Source organism: Granulicella arctica, from assembly GCF_025685605.1.
In the GTDB taxonomy this organism is placed as follows: Bacteria; Acidobacteriota; Terriglobia; order Terriglobales; family Acidobacteriaceae; genus Edaphobacter; species Edaphobacter arcticus.
This window is the reverse complement of record NZ_JAGTUT010000001.1, coordinates 903,940-921,269: the sequence shown is the minus strand read 5'-3', so window position 1 is coordinate 921,269 and position 17,330 is coordinate 903,940. Positions and strand designations below refer to the sequence as shown.

Genomic DNA, 17,330 nt, shown 5'->3' with positions numbered 1-17,330 from the left:
TTTTCTAACTGGTCTTGCCTGCCGGCTCGCGGATCGCTTGCAACGGATAGAGTCACGTCACATCGAAGGGCCTGTCGCGCCGCCGTCTGCACTCCACTTTGTAGAGCACTCAGACAGTTTCCTCAGTTTATATGTGATTCGCACAGGGGGCAATCGGATTCATTGGGGCCGGGAAACTGCGATACTGAAGGTTCCTATGGCAGACATCTGTACTATTTGCGGCGGGCTCGGATTGAAGATCGTGCAGCGGCCGGACGGGACGCAGTTTGCGCAGGATTGCGTGTGCCGGATTGAGCGGCGGGCGAGCCGGATGCTGGGCAGGACGCAGATTCCGCATCGCTATGCGAATTGCACGCTGGAGAACTTCGAGAGCAGCTTTGGTGGAGCGCACCGGACCTTGAGTGCGGCGCATCTGCGGGCGCGGCGGTTTGTGGAGAGCTATCCCGTGGACACGAACGGGACCGGGCTGCTGCTGACGGGGTCGATTGGGGTGGGGAAGACGCATCTTGCGGTGGGAATCTTGCAGGCGCTAGTGGCGGAGCGCGGGGCTACGGGGCTGTTTGTGGACTATCGGGACCTGTTGAAGCAGGTGCAGCATAGCTACAACCGCGCGGTGGCAGCTACGGAGTTGGAGATTTTAGCGCCGGTGTTCGATGCGGAGATATTGGTGATTGACGAGCTTGGCGCGTCGAAGCCGACGGACTGGGTGTGGGATACAGTGGCGCACATCCTGAATACGCGCTACAACGACCGGCGAACCACGATCATTACGACGAACTATGCGAACCTTGGGCCGCTTGGCACGGAGTTGACCGCGGCGAGGGCTGCGCGTGAGGAGACGCTGGGGGACCGGATCGGGGAGCGGATGCGGTCGCGGTTGCAGGAGATGTGTGTGGTGGTGGAGATGCAGGGTGAGGATTTTCGGCAGAAGGTAAAGCGGGCGAGCTTCGTCTAGCGCGCGGCTAGACTGCGCTGGCTACGAGGAGCACGCCTGCTGCGAGAACGAAGATGGCGTAGACGACTTCGGTGATGCGGGCGGAACGGCGTTCGGCGAGGGAGGTCTGCTGCAGTTGTTCGTACGGGGCCCGGGAGTGCTGGGCACCGGCATCAATGGCGGCAGTTGGGGAGGATGCTGTCATGGCGGTGTTCTCCTTAGTTGGGGTGGAAGCTGGTGGTTTGATGTCACGTCCGGTTTGTCGGATGTTGTTCTTAACGTCTTATCGCACAGGTTTGTTGCGTTCTTATAGTGAATATTTCAAGAACGTACCCGGAGGGGTGCCTGGATGGTGCCTTGGTGGGAATTAATTGCTGAGGATTGCTGCTGGCTAGCCCTTTAGATCGGCATGATCGACGGAGGTTCGCCGGTCGAAGACGAAGCACTTGCCGTTCCAGCGGGTGGCTTGTTCGGGGACGTCTTCGAGATATTTGAGGATGCCGCCCTTGAGGTGATAGACCTCGCTGAAGCCTTCCTGGAGCATAAAGGCCGAAGCTTTTTCGCAGCGGATGCCGCCGGTGCAGAACATGGCTACCTTGCGGTGCTTCGCGGGGTCGAGGTTTTCGCGGACGTAGGTGGCGAAGTCGGAGAAGGTCTCGATGTGGGGATTGACGGCTCCGGCGAAGGTGCCGCATTCGACCTCGTAGTGGTTGCGGGTGTCGAGGAGCAGGACTTCGGGATCGGCGATGAGGGCGTTCCACTCCTGCGGCTGGACGTAGCTGCCGGGCCGGGTGGTGTCAACGGTGGCTTTGCGGAAGGCGATGATCTCGCGCTTGATCTGGAATTTGAGTCGTCCGAAGGGACGTTCTGCAGAGGTGGAGAACTTTACGTCGGCACGGTCGAGGCCGGTTCGCTGGGCGAGGAGGCCTAAGAGGCGGTCGATGGTTTCGGTGGAGCCGGCGAGGGTGCCGTTGATGCCTTCGGAAGCGATGAGGAGGGTGCCGCAGAGGTCAGCTTCATTAAAAGCTGTGCGCAGTTCCTTGCGGAGGGCTGCGGGGTCGGCCAGGGGGACGAAGCGGTACAGGGCTGCGATCGTGAAGGTCATTACCCCTTCATCATAGTGGAATCCTGACCGGAGTTATTGAATGCGGGTGTAGACGTCGTAGTAGCCGTTGCCGGTCTGCTTGCGATAGTTGGCCCATTCGACGGTGAAGGCCGAATCTTTGAGAAACCAGCCGAGCATGTCGAAGGGGACGCCGGTCATGGCCTGGCAGATGCCCTCGGGGCGGCAGAGCTTGACGATGACGACCGCGGGCTTCCAGGACTGGAGGTCTTCGACCATCTCGCGGCGCTGGAGGGTGGAGATTTGCGCGATGACCTCTGGGGTGAGGACCTTTTTGGGAACGGGTCCGCCGTGGCTGAGTGCGTCGTTCTTGGCCAGGGCGGGGAGCATCCAGAGATGGACGTAGCGGCTGGCCCAGATGAGGTGGTGCTGGAGGACGGGAGGGAAGCCATCGAGGCCGGTGGAGAGAACGTAGACGGGTGTGCCTGCGGGATAGCTGGCGAGTGTGTCCTCGACGATGCCTTTGTTGAACATCATGCGGAAGGCTACGCGGCGGTGATGGATGATGACGATTGGCAGCAGGATGAGTGTGCAGAGTGTAGCCGTGGCAAAGAAGCGAATCCCAAAGATGCGATGCTGCGCGAGGTTGTGCAGGGAGGGCGAGAACAGATCGATGGCCATGGTGCAGATGGCGAGGACAAGGAAGGCGATCTGGGGGAACTGGTGGTTGCCCCAGCCTGTGTGCTGCTGGAAGTAGGCCAGCAGCGCCCCGATGGTGCAGCCGAGCAGGGCGAGCGGAAGCTTGGAGTTGCGAAGGCGGTTGCGGAGAAAGAACCATGCGGCTATGGCAGCGAGGAAGGCGATATTGAAGCCGGGACTGTTTCGGACCAGCGTGCTGATGCTGTCTTCGCCAAAGGCCCAGTAGGTGGCTTTGAGGAGTGGGACGGTGTGGGTGATGTAGACGGCTGTGGTGAGGCGGACGAGGAGGAGGTAGCCGCAGGCGGTGAGAAAGAGGGAGAGGAAGTCGGGACTGTAGAGGCGGCGAAGGCTGCGGATGCCGAAGGCGAGAACGATCTCGAAGCAGAAGAGGGCGAGGATCTCCTGCGGCTTGAGGCAGACGCCTATGCCGGCGACGATGCCGAGGGCACATCGCTCGATCACGGGGAGGCGTGTGGTCGCTCCACTGGCTGCGGAAAGCAGGTAGGGGACGAGGAGGATGACGAGGAACTGCTCGCGCTGACCGATCTCGGCTCCGGTGATGAGGGATTCGGCAAGGAGGGTCGCGGAGACGCCGAGGAAGAGTTGTAGCGGGCCTTTGAGGAATCCTGCGCGGTGCAGGAGGCGGCCGCTCCAGAGCGCACTGCCCAGCATCAACACCCCGGTGTAGAGGTTGAGCATGAAGGCTGAGGTGGTCCTGAAGAGATGCGCGAGGGCGACAGGAATGAGGGAGAACCAGACGGCGAGGGGCGGGTTGGTCTCGACGAGGCGGGGTCCGTCCAGTTGCACCCCGGCGGCGACGCGCTCTGCGGCGTAGAGGAGCCAGCTTTGATCGTGGTCCGGGACGGCAAACAAGACGAGGTCGAGGAAGTGAACGAGCAGGAAGGCTGCTGCTGCTGCAAGGCCCAGGGCGAAGAGGCGAGGGAGCCAGACGGCTATTTCAGACTCCTTCAATTGCTGCTGCATTGCGGATAACCCCGGGGTTGGAATTCGTTCTGTCTTAATGATCTTCATTGGCGTCACGGAAAACGGCAAGCCGGGCGCTGCGTCTTCTCGTAGAAGATCGGCCTGTTCTTCGTGCTGCGTTGTAGAATTTGCAGCTATGGATGAGCGTTTTGAGGGAAGTACGGGCGGGCGAACGGACTCTGACTTGTTTAAGCCGAAGGCATCTGAGCGGGACGAGTTGCCGGTCAACGCCTGGGCGATCGCCGGGTTGGTGGTCCTGGTGATCATTACAGGGGCGCTGCTGATGGGACGCCATAAGCGAGCCCTGCCGCTGAACACGATTCTTCCGCTCGATGCCTATGCGTCACAGTTGCCGTTGTCGCAGATCGCGATGAGCGAGTCGGTCAGCCTCTCAGGCGGGAAGTCGACCTTCGTGGATGGCCACATCGGGAATACGGGGCAGCAGACCGTGACGGGTGTGACGGTTCAGGTTCTCTTTAAAAACGACGAAGGTCTGGCACCGCAGGTTGAGACTCTACCGGTGGCTCTGATTCGAACGCATGAGCCTTATGTAGATACCGTGCCTGTGAGCACGGCGCCGTTGAAACCTGGAGCCGACCAGGAGTTTCGGTTGATCTTCGAGAAGCTGCCGACAAACTGGAACACCCAAGTCCCCGAGATTCACGTGATCCACGTTACAGCGAAGTAATTTTCAGGACTTCCTGCCGGGTCCTAAGAAATATTTTCCGCACTTGAAGTGCCGATCTGAAAGGAACGGTTTTACCTGTTTCCCTGTAAGTATTGTAAACAAGGGCTTTAGCTTGAGAATCAACTTTGGCAAAGCGTTTGCATATAGCCAATGCACGAGAATGCCGGCTTCGGCCTTATTCGCGTGGACCAAAAGGAGCAACCAGACATGATGAATCACCGTAATGGCTTTGGTCTTTCTGTACTAATCCTTGGCGGCGCGTTGAGCGCAACCTCGCTGGCTCAGTCCAGTGTTTCTGCCGATCCGAGCAATACACCTCCACCCGCGAAGCAGATGGGTGTCGATGATACGACCAGCTACGCAACCGGCAAGCCGCTCGGCCCGCAGTCGAAGGAAGGCTTCTGGGGCCACATGAATCCTCTTGCCCGCAAGAAGTGGGTAAAGCGTCAGATCGATCCGATCAAGGACCGCACGAACGAACTCGATCAGCTTCAGGCCAAGAACGCCAACGATATTCGCGACGTCGATAGCCGCGCACAGTCCGGAATTACCAAGGCAATGGGGGCGGCGAGCACCGCCGATCAGCACGCACAGGATGCCGCCAACCGCGCAAACTCTGCCAATACGCTGGCAGGAAACGCCACCACAAAGACTGATGCCCTGCATGGGACCGTAAGCAATCTCGATCAATATCAGACAGTTACAACGTCTGCTGTGCCATTTATCTCCGGACACACAACTTTAGGCCCGAAGGCGAAGACGGATCTGGACGATCTTGCATCCAAACTAGGTACGGAGAAGGGCTACATCCTTGAAGTACAGGGTTATAGCCGCTCCGGTGTTCAGACCTCGCAAGCTATGGCGGACTCTGTCGTACGCTACCTCGTTACACAGCACCAGGTACCGATCTACCGGATTTACCGTACCGGTCTCGGTAAGCAGAAGGATGTCGTTGCGTCCGAAGGTGACAAGCCAGTTGTGAACGGGGTTCGCGTGACCCTCCTGCACAACAGCCTTGCCACAATGGATAGTTCATCGTCATCAGCCAAGAACACAAGCGGACTTGCCACTGGAACGGCGAATCCTTCAACGAATTAGCACCATCACGATGTTTGCGGGTGCAGTGCCCCTAGAGCACGCCCGTCAACGAGCTCTCCTAACCAGAGAGAACTAAGGCAGATTGGCCCCTCACCCGAGGGGCCTATTTTTTTAAGCTGCAGAGGAATGGATGATGTGATGGCGTGTTGATGGCCGCTCGAAAGCGGCCATGGGTATTCGGCTACGGGCTTTCAGGACTTGAGAGATTTGCCTATGCCTGTGAGTGCGAGCGTGAGGAAGGACAGCGCGCGGCGGCTGTCTTCACTGAAGACACGCTTCGTAATCTGGAAGAGGCTTGGGGGCTTCTCTTCCTTCCTGTGTTCGGCAGCGGCCTGGACCATGGCCCGGGAGAGATGGTCGAGGAGTTCCGGGTCGATCGAGGTGAGGATCTTGAGGCCGGAGAGTAGATTGCGAATGCCGGCGATGCCCTCGGGTAGCTTGGCGTATTCGGCTAGCTTGCCGAAGATGGTGTCTTTCGCGCTTACCAGCCCATTGACGGTGTCGAGGATGCCTTTGTCGTGGGCGGTCTGCAGGAGATCGTAGGCGACGAGGAGCGCTTCGGCGTGCTCGCGCGGTGCGGCGTTCAGACGGCGCATGAGTTCGAGGTGCGGGTCGACAGGGGAGGGACGAAATGCAATCGGTACAGCCATGGTGGAGGTGCTCCTTACGGTGCGTCTTGATTATCTCGTGGAATCGAGCGGCGGGCTGATTAGCCCATCGGAGAACTAGATGGTCTCTTTCTGTGATGCAGGTGAATGGGCCCTCGTGCGAAGTGGCTGAAGGAACATGCCGATAAATGATGCGTGGGCGGTAGATTGCTTGCTATGGTGTCCGTATGGCTGATCAGGAGCTGATTGCGAAGCTGCGTGAGGGTGTTTCGATCTGGAATCGCTGGGCGGACATGCGGGACGTTGTGTTCGATCTGAGTGATGCGGATCTGCGAGGGATGAATCTGGGTGAGGTGGACCTTAACCGCGCGATCCTTGTACGGGCGGATTTGAGCGAGGCCAACCTGGAGATGGCCGATTTGAGCGGTGCCAATCTGCGGGGAGCCAAGTTGTCCAAGGCGTACTTGAGTCGTTTAAATCTGAGCGAAGCCAACCTGCGAGAAGCGGATTTAAGCGGGAGCAATCTGAACTGGGCAGACCTGCGAGAGGCCGATCTGCGGAAGGCGGATTTGAGCCATGCTGACTTGCGTCAGGCGGACGTGAGGGGAGCGAATCTGAGTGATGCGGTACTTGTGGGAGCCAACCTCTCCGAAATGGACCTGAGCGACTTGAACCTGAGTGGGGCCGACCTCCGCGATGCGAGGCTGTACGACGCTGATCTGTCCGGGACGAATCTACGGCAGGCTAACCTGCGTGGCGCACGTCTGAAACGGGCGAATCTGCGCGGGGCGGAGATGAATGATGTGCTGTGCGCCGAAGCAGATTTGAACGAGGCAGACCTTTCCGCAGCGGATTTGAGCGGAGCTAACCTGACGGGGGCGGATCTTCGGTCTGCAAGGCTTCAGATGGCCACGCTGAACAACGTGACGCTAAGTGCAGCGCGACTCTGGGAGACCCAACGGAGTGGCTGGTCGATTCACGATGTGGCGTGCGCTTGGGCCTTCTGGGATGAGGCGGGTAAGGAGATCATGCGCTACGAAGCAGGTGAATTTGAGCGACTGTACAGTTCGCGAGCCCGGATTGAGTTGATCTACCAGGGCGGGATTACGGCGTTTGAGGTGAATACGCTGCCAGCGCTCCTGCATCATCTGGCGGTGAAGTATCCCGATTGCGGGGTACGGTTGAAGTCGATTGAGGAGACGGGCGGCGGGGTGAAGGTGTCGCTGCATGTTGAGGAGTCAAGCGCTGTGGCGGTAGATGCGATTCGCGAGGAGGCGCAGCGGGCACAATCGGCGCAGATTGCGCTGCGGGACGATCAGATTGCGCGGCTGCAGATTGAGAAGCAGCTACTGCTCGGGGATGTGTTGCCGCGGATGCTGGCGGCGGCAGGCCAGCATGTGGAGATTAGCGGGACGGCAACGAACCTGGTGATTGCAAGTGGCCAGGCTTCGGTGCGGGCAAAGCAGGTGACAGGTGAGAGTGAGGCGATTCTCGGCTTGCTGCAGACGATGATGGGCAGGATTGGTGAGGTTGCGCCCGTGGATCGTCCGAAGTTGGAGGATGCGGTCAGTTCTGTCGAGCAGGAGCTTGGGGAGAATAAGCCGAAGTCGTCGGTGCTTGCGGCCGGTCTGGGTGTGGTGAAAGAGATTGCGGTAAAGGTCGTGGAGAGTGCATCCGAGAAGGCGCTGCTGGAGCATTGGCAGCCGATCGTTCATCAACTCGGTTTGTATCTGTCACAGGTTGTGCACTGATGCTTACGTCTTCTCGTACAAATGGCCACCCCCAGGGGAATGGCCATGTGTATTCGAGACCTTGCCGAGTTTAGACGGTGATCGACTTGATCTGGACGAGCTTGTCGGCGGCCTCGGTGCCGGGGATGTGGTATCCGGGCTGGGCCCACTTGCGTTCGATCTCGACGCCGGTCTGCGGGGTGCGGGTGCCGTAGCGGAAGTTGCGACGGGGTAGCGGATTTTCGCCCTGTTCGGGGAGGAGGGTCATGCTGACGGCTGTCTCCTTGAACGCAGGGGTGTGGGTAGTGCGGTCGGTGTGAGAGCTTGAGAGCTTGTTGACGGGCTCTTCGACGGAGTTGAGTGTCATGTAAAGTTGCTTGCCCTGGACGCGATCGGAGACGAGGACCTGTACGCGGACGCGGCCATAGGGCGAATTGAGCTGGACGTGACGACCGGTGGTGACGCCGCGCTCGGCTGCGAGTTCGGGAGAGACCTCGAGGAACTGGTTGGGCGTGATCTCCTTGATGCCTGCAGTACGGAGAGTCATGCTGCCCTGCTCGAAGTGCTCGAGGAGGCGACCGTTGTTGAGGTGCAGGTCGAACTGGCTGTTGGTCTCTTCCGATGGCGGGAGGTACTCGATGGGATGGAAGCGGGCCTTACCGTCGGGGAAGGGGAACTTCTCGGTGAAAAGGAGCGGTGAGTCGGTGCCGTCTGCGTGGACGGGCCATTGCTGGCTGGCGAAGCCTTCGAGGCGGGAGTATTTGACGCCGGCGAAGAGAGGGGTGAGGCGGGCGACCTCGTCCATGATCTCGGAGGGGTGTTTGTACTTCCAATTCGCGCCGAGGCGATTGGCGATGAGCTGGATGATCTCCCAGTCGGGCTTGGATTCGCCAAGCGGCTCGATGGCCTTGTAGAGGCGCTGGATGCGGCGTTCGGTCGAGGTGTAGGTGCCGTCTTTTTCGAGTGAGGTGGCGGCGGGCAGGACGAGATCGGCGTAGCGGCAGGTCTCGGAGAAGTTGATGTCCTGCACGATGAGGAATTCAAGTTTGGAGAGCGCTTCCCCAACGTAATTCGCGTTGGAGTCGGAGGTGATGGTGTCTTCGCCCTTGATGTAAAGGACTTTGAGGGAGCCCTCTAGGATGGCGTCGATCATCTGGTGATTATCTTTGCCGGTAGAGGTGGGAAGAGCTACACCCCAGTCGGCTTCGAACTTGGCGCGGACCTCTTCGTCGTCGACCTTCTGATAGCCGGAGTAGACGTTGGGCATGGAGCCGAAGTCACTGGCGCCCTGGACGTTGTTGTGGCCGCGAAGGGGATAGGCTCCGGCACCGGGGCGCATGTAGTTGCCGGTCATGAGGAGGAGGTTCGAGATGGCGGTTGCGGTCTCGGAGCCTCCGCAGTGCTGGGTGACGCCCATGGCGAAGAGGATGCAGGTGCCGTCGGCTGCGGCGATCTCGTTGGCTACGGTGATGAGCTGGGCGGCGGGGATGCCGGTAACCTGCTCGGCGTAGGCGAGGGTGTAGGGCTCGAGCGAGGTCTTGTACTCCTCGAAGTGGTTGACCCACTTGGTGATGAAGTCTTTGTGATGGAGGTTGTTGTCGAGGATGTACTTGGTGACTGCGGAGAGCCATACGGCGTCAGTGGAAGGGTTGGGCCGGATGAATAGGTCGGCTCGTTCGGCCATCTCGTGACGGCGCAGGTCGGCGACGATGAGGCGCTGGCCGCGAAACTTGTGCGAGCGCTTGACGCGGGTAGCGAGTACAGGATGGTTCTCGGCGGGATTGGCACCGACGATGAGGACCAGCCCGGCGATCTCGATGTCGGCGATGGAGCCGGAATCGCCACCGTAACCTACGGTGCGTTGGAGACCGGTGGTGGCGGGGTTCTGGCAGTAGCGGGCGCAGTTGTCGATGTTGTTGGTACCGATGACGGCGCGGGCGAGCTTCTGCATGAGGAAGCTCTCCTCGTTGGTGGTCTTCGAGGAGGCGATGAAGGCGAGGGCGTCGGGGCCGTGGTCTTTCTTTACTTGCGTGAACTTCTTTTCGATGACGTCGAGAGCTTCGTCCCAGGAGATTTGTTTGTAGGTGTCGCCATCGCGGAGGAGCGGCATGGTGAGGCGGTCCTCCGAGTTGATGTGACCCCAGGCGAACTTGCCCTTGATGCAGGTGGAGATGCCGTTGGCAGGACCGTGGGTCGGTTCCATCTTGAGGATGTGGCGGTCCCTGGTCCAGACCTCGAAGGAGCAGCCTACGGCGCAGTAGGTGCAGACTGTCTTGGTTACTTTGACCCGGGCGTGGCGCATCTCGGCTTCGATCTCGGAGAGGGCGAGAATGGGACCGTAGCCAATGGGCGGCTCGACGCCTTTGACGACGTCGATCATGTCGTCGAGGACCTTGCCGGGAATGTTGGTGAGGTAGCCTGCGTGGCCGAGCATGGACTTTTCCATGAGCGCGTTGCAGGGGCAGACGGTGACGCAGTGGCCGCAGGAGACGCACGAGGAGCCTTCGATGGTCTCGCCGCCATCCCAGAGGACCCTGGGATGCTTGCTCTCCCAGTCGATGGTGAGGGTCTCGTTGACCTGAACGTTCTGGCATGCCTCGACGCAGCGACCGCAGAGGATGCACTGATCGGGATCGTAGCGGTAGAAGGGGTTGGACATGTCCTTCTCGTACGGCTTGGGCGTGTAAGGGCGGGCCTGGTGCTTCACGTCGAGGACGGCGGTGGTGTTGTGCACGGTGCAGTTCTGGTTGTTGTTGTCGCAGACGGTGCAGTAGAGCATGTGGTTCTGGAGGATGCGATCGAAGGCCTCGCGCTGGGCGACGTCGACGCGCTCACCTTCGGTGACGACCTTCATGTCGGCGGTTACAGGAGTCGCACAGGCGCGGACGAGTTGGCCATTGACCTCGACCATGCAGGTGTCACAGCTCTGGATGGGACCCATCTGGGGCAGATAGCAGACCTGCGGGAGGTCGTTGTGTCCGGCGGCGCGGGAGGTGCGGTTCAGGGCCTCGACGAGCAGTTCGCCATTGTGGGCTGGAATGGCCTGACCGTTCACTGTGATGCGGGTATTCGGCGTGGTATCCAGCGGGGTATTCAGCAACGACTTTGTGACAACCATACTTCCCATAGATGCATTGGAGCATAGTAGGGACCACTTATGGCTGCATCTGGTGCGGTGTTCGGACGCGAGTCGAGCGCAGAAGTGGCCTAGCAGAGGACCTGTGAAGCGGCTCGGTGGCCGGAGCGGATGGCGGCGTGGACCGTTCCCCAGTGGCCGGTTGTGTCGGTGTGCTCGCCGGCGAAGTAGAGGGTGTTGGCGATCGGCTCGGTCATCTCGTTGGGAGCGTTAAGGCCGCCGGTGCCGATGTAGCTGTAGGCCCCGAGGGTGTACGGGTCGGTCTGCCAGTTGTGGGTCTCGCAGGCCAGCAGGAGGTCGTGCAGGTGAGCGTCGGGTAGGGAGAAGATGCGGGCGAGCGTCTCGCAAGCCTGGTTGGCGAGAGCTTCCGGGGTATGGGCGAGGAGAGGGGTGGAGCGCGGGCCGCCTACCCAGCCGGTAATGATGGCGCTGGTGGCAGGATGCGGGGTCCACCAGACGGGCGGCATCTCGGTGGTGGCGAAGAGGAAGCTGAGTGCGGATGCGGCGGGTTGCGGCTGCAGGTCAGCCCAGAAGCGTTCGCGAAAGATGAGGGTGAAGCGACAGACCTGGCCCATCTGGATCTTACTGATTAGGGTGGGAAGATTGCCGGGAGTCGGCGTGATGGGAACGGCATTGCTTTGGAGAATGCCGAGCGGGAGGGTGATGATGGCGCGTTTTGCGCGGAGGATGCCGGAGTCGGTGACGGCTTCTACCTGGCCGGGCTGCCAGTTGATGGCGCGGACGGGTGTGCTGCGGCGAATGGTGCTTCCCGCGGAGGTGATCTTTGCGGCGAGGAAGTCGGGAAGCTGACTGTAGCCTCCGTTGATGTGGAAGCTGCGGTCGCCTTCTGTTTCATCTTCGGCCTGCTGCTGGCGGCCGAGGGCTGCGGCGCTGGCGAGGCGGTGGTCGGCGGCGTTGAATCCTTCCACGAAGCCGATGAGCTGCTGGCGCTGATCGGCGGAGACGGGGTGCTGGGCGAGGTAGTCGGCGAAGCTGAGGTCGGGTCCGGTGAGGAGTTCGAGACCTTCAAGGACCTTGAAGATGTCGTCGCGATCGTCCGAGCAATCGGACAGGGCTCCCGCTTCGAAGCAGAGTTGGGTGCCATCGCGCTCGGTGGTTTCGAGGCCGGCTTCTTCGATGAGCGCCCAGAGCTCGGGTGGACGACCGTGGACGAACTCAGCTCCGACTTCTACGGTCTCGCCGTGGATGTGACGGGTGAGGATGCGCCCGCCGATGCGGTCCTGTGCTTCGACGACGAGGACGCGCTGACCGGCTTCGGCGAGGGTGCGGGCGGCGGTGAGGCCGGCCATGCCTGCGCCGATGATGAGGGTGTCGTAGGGTGCTTCGGTCATGTGTGTTGGATGCGAGTGGCTAAGTGCAGGCGCTGCCGCTGGGGCCCACTGCGCGTGGGGCGATCACTTCGTGATGGGTGTACCCCTTCGGGTGGCAGGCCCTAATATTTAGGGCGCTTGAAGGATTGCAGGTGGGCTACGGCTTCTGCAGCGCGGGTGCGGAGTTGGACGAGCTCCTGTGGGGATTTCTTGTGGAGGGTGTTGTACGGCATCTGCATGCGGAAGTTGTTGCCGAGGACGGCCTCGTTGCGCTCGAGAAAGGTCCAGTAGAGGGAGGTGAAGGGGCAGGAGCCTTCGCCGAGGGACTTCTTCGGATCGTACTGGCAGTGGCCGCAGTAGTTCGACATGCGATTGATGTAGGCGGCTCCGGAGACGTAGGGCTTGGTGGCTGTCAACCCACCATCGGCATACGTGGCCATTCCCAGGACGTTGGTCTCGACGACCCAGTCGTAGGCGTCGACGTAGGCGAACCAGAACCAGTCGGTAAGCTCGCGGGGGGAGAAGCCGCAGAGGTTGGCAAGGTTTGAGAGAACCATGAGGCGGGTGATGTGGTGGGACCAGCCCTCCTGGACGACCTGTTCGACGACGGTGTCCATGCAGTGGAGGCCGGATTTGACGCCCCAATAGACGGCTGGGAGGGGGAGTGCGGCGCCGAGGGCAGAGGGTGTGGCTCCGGCGTACGGGTCGGCCTGTTTTTTGGGGGGAGCGTAGGCTTGTTTGGCCTCGGCGGTCTGGTCTGGGGAGACCTCCTGATTGACTTGGCGGGCTTCGTCGGGAATGTGGCCGCGGAGGAGACGGTAGCCGTCGGTCTGCTCGTGGAGGTGGCGCATGAACTCGCGCCAGCCGAGGAGTTGGCGGATGAAACCCTCGGCGCTGCCTAATGGGATTCTTCCCTCGTTCGAGGCTTTTTCTACATCGCGGATGAGGTCCATGGCGAGGATGCGGCCGAGGTTGAGGAGGACGGACGTCTTTGAGTGGAAAAGCTGGAGGTGGTCGTCGCGCATGGCGTCTTCGTAGGGGCCAAAGGTGGGGAGGAGCTGCTCCAGGGCGAAGCGCCACATGGCGTCGCAGTCAGCCTGGGTGCAGGGGAGGTCGAAGTTCTCAATGGAGCCGAAGTGATGGCCGTAGGTGGCCTCGACCATGTCGATGACCTCCTGCGTGATGGCGTCGGGCGGGTAGGTGGGCGGGGTGGGAATGGGGACCTGGTTCTTGTAGGGATTGCGGTTGGCGGCGTCGAAGGAGAATTGGCCGCCGATTGGCTTGGCATTCGCCATGAGGACTTCAGTCTTCTGGCGCATGCGGCGGTAGAAGCGATCCATGACGTACTGCTTGCCGGACTTGTAGGGGCCGTAGGTGTCGAGGAAATCTTTGGGCGTACTGGCCCAGGTGGTGTCTTCGGCGTAGGTGAGTTGGAGGCCCTGCGACTCGGCTTGCGCGAGATCGAGGCGGAGTTCTCGCTCGGCGGGCGTCATCACGGTGAGGGGCGGAAGCTTGCGGGCTTGCTGGAGCTCGAGCAGGGCTTGGCCGTGGGAGGTAAGGGAGAAATGGTAGAGGACTTTCACGCCTTTGGCGGCCTGCTCGAGGGCGAAGTGGCGCATGTTCGAGATGAGGACGACCAGCTTTTTCTTGTGATACGGGCGGCGCAGGCCTTTGGCGGTGGATTCTACGATGACAATGCCAGTGGCTTCGGGTGCCTGCTCGGTGAGGGGGCCGGTGCGATCGGTGTAGCGATCGTAGGGGATATAGATCCAGCGGCGGGACTTGATATCTTTTGCGGTGGGTTGGGCTGGCTTGATGAGTTGCTGGAACGTGGCCATGGCTCCACAGTAGTCGCTGACCCGGATCGCGCATACCGGCTGCCCGAGATGATGTTGATAGCTTCAATTTGATGACTGCGGCGGTGAACCGAACTGTGTGCGGATGAGTTCGAGTGCTTCTTCGGAGGTGTGGATGGAGCCTTCGAGCTGTGCGTCTTCGGCGGCTTCGAGCATCGGCTTGAACTGTGGGCCTGGGCGGTAGCCGGCGGCGATGAGGTTGCGTCCGGTGATGAACCATGCGGGGCGCGTGTGCTCTTCGGGCTCGGCTTCGTACTGCTGCTTGGCGAAGTCATAGAGCTTGAGGTTGCCGTGGCAGGAGCTGCAGTCGAGCCAGTGGAGGGCGAGGTGTTCGTCGAACTTTGGCAGGCGGAGGAAGCGCTTGAGGGTCGACTGCTTCATCTGGAGAATGTCGCCGAAGCGCATGTGGTTCTGTACGAGGGCGACGATCTGGGCTGTCTCCTCATTGGAGAAGCGGAGGCGGGCGAGTACCGCTTCGGCGATGCGGACACCTACTTCGACGTGGCCGTTGAAACGGATGCGGTCGTTTGACTTGCCGGGATCGGGGGCGCGATAGGTGGCGGGCTTGCCGATGTCGTGGAGGAGCGCTCCCCAGGCGAGCGTGGCAGTGGGGTTTGGGGGAAGCTGCTCAAGCAGGAGCATGGTGTGGACCCAGACGTCGCCCTCGGGGTGGTACTCGGGCGGCTGTTGGACGCCGTGCATTTTGACGGCCTCGGGCAGGACTTCGGCGAGTAGCCCGGATTGATCAAGGAGCTCCATGGCGCGGCGGGCGTGGCCTTCGGTGAGCATTTTGGTGAGTTCGTCGCGGATGCGCTCGTTGCTGACCTGGGTGATGGCGCTGGCTTGCTGCTGAATCGCGGCCATCGTTGCTGGGTCGATGTCGAAGCCCAAGCGAGCGGCGAAGCGGATGGCGCGGAGCATGCGCAGCTTGTCTTCGGTGAAGCGCAGGATCGGCTTGCCGATGGCGCGCACCATCTTTGCAGCGAGGTCTTCACGGCCGTGGACGAAGTCGAGGGTGGCTGCGGCGGCATCGTGGTGTTCGTCGTAGGCGACGGGGTCGAGGAGCATGCCGTTGATCGTGAAGTCGCGTCGCAGGACATCTTCGCGAGGGTCGGTGGAGAAGCGCACGGCGTCGGGGCGGCGACCGTCGGTGTAGGCGCCATCGTGGCGGAAGGTGGCTACTTCGGTGCTCTGGTCTTCGTCGGTGCAGACGATGACGACGCCGAAGTGGGCTCCGACGGAGAAGGTTCTAGGGAAGAGGGCTTGGACCTGTCTGGGGAGAGCGCTGGTGGCTACGTCGAAGTCTTTTGGGGTGAGGCCGAGGAGGAGGTCACGGACACAGCCACCGGCGAAAAAAGCCTGGTGGCCCGCGTTGCGAAGGGTGCGAGCAATGTTCAGGGCGGCGGTGTACGGTGGGCTATTCACGAAAGATGTCATGCTGATCTGGTTGGATGGTAGCGCAGTTGAAAGCAACTGCCGTAGGAAGCGATACCTTCCTATTGTTGTAGCTAAAGGAGAATGATGATGCCCGAGAACGATCAGACGTCCGCTGTATCCAATGTTCCGCCGGATGACCTTACGCGCAAGCTCGTTGTGGCTGAAGTCGATCAGTTGCCGCATATCGGCCTGGTCGGCGATACGTACACGGTTCTGCTGGGTGGGGAGCAGACTGCGGGACGCTTCTGCCTGATCGATATGCATATTCCTCCTGGTGGCGGGCCTCCTCCGCATCGCCATGATTTTGAGGAGACGTTCACGCTGCTTGAGGGCGAGTTGCAGGCGACCTTTCGCGGTAAGGTATCGACGGTGAGGGCAGGTCAGACGATCCATATTCCGGCGAATGCACCGCACATGTTTCACAATGCGTCGCAGAGTGCGGTGCGGCTGCTGTGTATCTGCTCGCCAGCGGGGCAGGAGGACTTGTTTCGGGAGATTGGCGTTCCGGTGGCTACGCGGACCACCGCACCACCGAAGCTGGACGAAGCTGCAATGGCGGCGTTCCGGGCGAAGGCAGAGGCACTGGCTCCCAGGTATCGGACGGAGTTGCTGCGGCCGGACCAGGTCTAATTGCGGAGTTTGCCTCGATAGCGGAGGCTGGCTTGATTGCGGATATTGAGTAGGGAGAGATCTCCTTCGGCGAGGTCTTCGGCGCAGCGGAGGGTTCGAGTAAGTGGCTCGCCAGTGAGATGCTTCTCGGCGGGTCGCGCGAGGTGCTTGTACCAGATGTCCTCGAAGGCGTGGTCGAGGCAGATGCGCTTGAAGCAATGGTCAAGGCGGATGGGCCAGTGACGTTGGCGGGCTAGCGCGGGTAAGGTTTGCTCGGTGAGCTCTTTGAACCGGGCGATCTGCGTCACGTCTGTCTCTTGGGTCATCGGGCGATCTCTTCAAAGAGGATGCGTGCGCCCTTAGCCGAGATTTCCTGCTGTGGCGAGATTGAGCATGCCCATCAGCTTTGTGGCTGAGGAGGTCATTGCCGTTGCGCCAGATTCGGTGGCTTGTTGACCGTAGCTATCAATCGCTTCGGGGCTGGTGAAGAAGACGAAGGGAATTTTCGTGCTAATTGCTCGAATGTCTTTCAGTAGATCGAGCCCAGCGGTCTTTCGGAAGAGCAGGCCCTCGGTGCGGCCCATATCTGAGATGACGTAGTCGTATTTGTGTGAGTTAAAGAGAGTCATGGCCTCGGCGGTTGACTTGGCAAGATCTACTTTGACCTCAGCTTTCGCGAGCTGTTCGACGAAATAGCTATTGTTCTTAGGGTTATCGTCGACCCAGAGGATGGCCGAGATCTTTGTAGGCTCTGAGGGCGCGGCTTCTTGTGCCTTCGGCACAGTTGCAGGACGGGCTTGCGGTGATGAAGCAGTTGGGGCGTTTAACTGGGGTGCGGCCAGAGGAGGGATCGGCAAGGCCCCGAGCAACTCGCTGAACGGTGTCGACGTGGCTGTCGGACGGTCCAGGCGTCTTTGGATGTTGGAGACCTGGGTTTGCAGATCGGCGATCAGGTTCTGCTGCTGCTGGTTGGCCTCTTCCATCGAGAGCTCCTGGCCGCCAATCTTCAGCGTGAACTTTCTTGATTTGGCAGATTCGATGAGGGCAATGATCGCTGGGCGAAAGATAAACAGCACGGCGACGACGATGAGTGGCCAGAGCAGGGAGGCGATGGCCTGAATGAGCTTCTGCAGCGAATCCACTGGTGCTCCTTATTG

At 60.6% G+C, this 17,330-nt stretch carries 15 protein-coding genes; 5 read left to right on the top strand and 10 right to left on the bottom strand.

Annotated elements, in window-relative coordinates; genetic code table 11:
- The first annotated feature begins 196 nt into the window (after window positions 1-196).
- A complete protein-coding gene (locus OHL20_RS03765) occupies window positions 197-955 on the top strand; it encodes an ATP-binding protein (RefSeq protein WP_263381878.1) in 759 nt (252 codons plus the stop codon).
- A 7-nt stretch (window positions 956-962) separates the two neighbouring features.
- Here OHL20_RS03765 and OHL20_RS03760 read toward each other — a convergent pair whose 3' ends face one another.
- From OHL20_RS03760 to OHL20_RS03750, 3 genes are all read right to left on the bottom strand, one after another.
- Window positions 963-1,139 (bottom strand): hypothetical protein, encoded by a 177-nt coding sequence (locus tag OHL20_RS03760; RefSeq protein ID WP_263381877.1) that lies wholly within the window; start codon window positions 1,137-1,139, stop codon window positions 963-965.
- 186 nt (window positions 1,140-1,325) lie between these two features.
- The gene (trhO, locus tag OHL20_RS03755; RefSeq protein ID WP_263381876.1) at window positions 1,326-2,039 is read right to left on the bottom strand and encodes an oxygen-dependent tRNA uridine(34) hydroxylase TrhO; all 714 of its coding nucleotides are present in this window, start codon (window positions 2,037-2,039) and stop codon (window positions 1,326-1,328) included.
- Window positions 2,040-2,072: 33 nt separating this feature from the next.
- The gene (locus tag OHL20_RS03750) at window positions 2,073-3,728 is read right to left on the bottom strand and encodes a hypothetical protein (protein ID WP_263381875.1); all 1,656 of its coding nucleotides are present in this window, start codon (window positions 3,726-3,728) and stop codon (window positions 2,073-2,075) included.
- Between the two features lie 88 nt (window positions 3,729-3,816).
- Between OHL20_RS03750 and OHL20_RS03745 the strand changes: the two genes are divergently transcribed.
- The gene (locus OHL20_RS03745) at window positions 3,817-4,368 is read left to right on the top strand and encodes a DUF2393 domain-containing protein (RefSeq protein ID WP_263381874.1); all 552 of its coding nucleotides are present in this window, start codon (window positions 3,817-3,819) and stop codon (window positions 4,366-4,368) included.
- A gap of 207 nt (window positions 4,369-4,575) precedes the next feature.
- Window positions 4,576-5,466 carry an OmpA family protein gene (locus OHL20_RS03740; protein ID WP_263381873.1) on the top strand — a complete coding sequence of 297 codons (891 nt, stop codon included), beginning with the start codon at window positions 4,576-4,578 and terminating at the stop codon, window positions 5,464-5,466.
- Window positions 5,467-5,657: 191 nt separating this feature from the next.
- Here the strand turns inward: OHL20_RS03740 and OHL20_RS03735 are convergent, their stop codons facing one another.
- Complete coding sequence (locus OHL20_RS03735) at window positions 5,658-6,116, bottom strand: DUF1641 domain-containing protein (RefSeq protein ID WP_263381872.1); 459 nt, start codon at window positions 6,114-6,116, stop codon at window positions 5,658-5,660.
- Window positions 6,117-6,301: 185 nt separating this feature from the next.
- On the opposite strand from OHL20_RS03735, the gene OHL20_RS03730 reads away from it, so the two are divergent.
- Window positions 6,302-7,825, top strand: a complete 1,524-nt coding sequence (locus OHL20_RS03730) for a pentapeptide repeat-containing protein (RefSeq protein WP_263381871.1) — start codon at window positions 6,302-6,304, stop codon at window positions 7,823-7,825.
- Between the two features lie 70 nt (window positions 7,826-7,895).
- Here the strand turns inward: OHL20_RS03730 and fdhF are convergent, their stop codons facing one another.
- The 4 genes from fdhF to OHL20_RS03710 form a co-directional block, all read right to left on the bottom strand.
- Window positions 7,896-10,922 carry a formate dehydrogenase subunit alpha gene (fdhF, locus tag OHL20_RS03725; protein WP_263381870.1) on the bottom strand — a complete coding sequence of 1,009 codons (3,027 nt, stop codon included), beginning with the start codon at window positions 10,920-10,922 and terminating at the stop codon, window positions 7,896-7,898.
- An 89-nt stretch (window positions 10,923-11,011) separates the two neighbouring features.
- A complete protein-coding gene (locus OHL20_RS03720) occupies window positions 11,012-12,292 on the bottom strand; it encodes a flavin monoamine oxidase family protein (RefSeq protein WP_263381869.1) in 1,281 nt (426 codons plus the stop codon).
- Between the two features lie 101 nt (window positions 12,293-12,393).
- Window positions 12,394-14,109 (bottom strand): cryptochrome/photolyase family protein, encoded by a 1,716-nt coding sequence (locus OHL20_RS03715; RefSeq protein WP_263381868.1) that lies wholly within the window; start codon window positions 14,107-14,109, stop codon window positions 12,394-12,396.
- Between the two features lie 63 nt (window positions 14,110-14,172).
- Window positions 14,173-15,564, bottom strand: coding sequence for a CCA tRNA nucleotidyltransferase (locus OHL20_RS03710; protein ID WP_263381867.1), 1,392 nt, complete (start codon window positions 15,562-15,564; stop codon window positions 14,173-14,175).
- Window positions 15,565-15,651: 87 nt separating this feature from the next.
- Between OHL20_RS03710 and OHL20_RS03705 the strand changes: the two genes are divergently transcribed.
- Entirely contained in the window at window positions 15,652-16,194 is a 543-nt protein-coding gene (locus OHL20_RS03705) for a cupin domain-containing protein (RefSeq protein ID WP_263381866.1), read from the top strand.
- On the opposite strand, the gene OHL20_RS03700 is transcribed toward OHL20_RS03705, so the two are convergent.
- Window positions 16,191-16,499: a hypothetical protein gene (locus tag OHL20_RS03700; protein ID WP_263381865.1), complete on the bottom strand. Its 309-nt coding sequence runs from the start codon at window positions 16,497-16,499 to the stop codon at window positions 16,191-16,193. The two genes, OHL20_RS03705 and OHL20_RS03700, sit on opposite strands and share 4 nt — an antisense overlap.
- Before the next feature lie 33 nt (window positions 16,500-16,532).
- The gene (locus tag OHL20_RS03695; RefSeq protein ID WP_263381864.1) at window positions 16,533-17,315 is read right to left on the bottom strand and encodes a response regulator; all 783 of its coding nucleotides are present in this window, start codon (window positions 17,313-17,315) and stop codon (window positions 16,533-16,535) included.
- Window positions 17,316-17,330: the final 15 nt, after the last annotated feature.

Bases quoted from the DNA above. Each gene is read 5' to 3' on its own strand.
- OHL20_RS03700 (WP_263381865.1), bottom strand. From the start codon at position 16,499: ATGACCCAAGAGACAGACGTGACGCAGATCGCCCGGTTCAAAGAGCTC.
- OHL20_RS03720 (WP_263381869.1), bottom strand. From the start codon at position 12,292: ATGACCGAAGCACCCTACGACACCCTCATCATCGGCGCAGGCATGGCC.
- OHL20_RS03735 (WP_263381872.1), bottom strand. From the start codon at position 6,116: ATGGCTGTACCGATTGCATTTCGTCCCTCCCCTGTCGACCCGCACCTC.
- OHL20_RS03745 (WP_263381874.1), top strand. From the start codon at position 3,817: ATGGATGAGCGTTTTGAGGGAAGTACGGGCGGGCGAACGGACTCTGAC.
- OHL20_RS03765 (WP_263381878.1), top strand. From the start codon at position 197: ATGGCAGACATCTGTACTATTTGCGGCGGGCTCGGATTGAAGATCGTG.
- fdhF (WP_263381870.1), bottom strand. From the start codon at position 10,922: ATGGTTGTCACAAAGTCGTTGCTGAATACCCCGCTGGATACCACGCCG.
- trhO (WP_263381876.1), bottom strand. From the start codon at position 2,039: ATGACCTTCACGATCGCAGCCCTGTACCGCTTCGTCCCCCTGGCCGAC.
- OHL20_RS03740 (WP_263381873.1), top strand. From the start codon at position 4,576: ATGATGAATCACCGTAATGGCTTTGGTCTTTCTGTACTAATCCTTGGC.
- OHL20_RS03710 (WP_263381867.1), bottom strand. From the start codon at position 15,564: ATGACATCTTTCGTGAATAGCCCACCGTACACCGCCGCCCTGAACATT.
- OHL20_RS03715 (WP_263381868.1), bottom strand. From the start codon at position 14,109: ATGGCCACGTTCCAGCAACTCATCAAGCCAGCCCAACCCACCGCAAAA.
- OHL20_RS03705 (WP_263381866.1), top strand. From the start codon at position 15,652: ATGCCCGAGAACGATCAGACGTCCGCTGTATCCAATGTTCCGCCGGAT.
- OHL20_RS03760 (WP_263381877.1), bottom strand. From the start codon at position 1,139: ATGACAGCATCCTCCCCAACTGCCGCCATTGATGCCGGTGCCCAGCAC.
- OHL20_RS03750 (WP_263381875.1), bottom strand. From the start codon at position 3,728: ATGAAGATCATTAAGACAGAACGAATTCCAACCCCGGGGTTATCCGCA.
- OHL20_RS03730 (WP_263381871.1), top strand. From the start codon at position 6,302: ATGGCTGATCAGGAGCTGATTGCGAAGCTGCGTGAGGGTGTTTCGATC.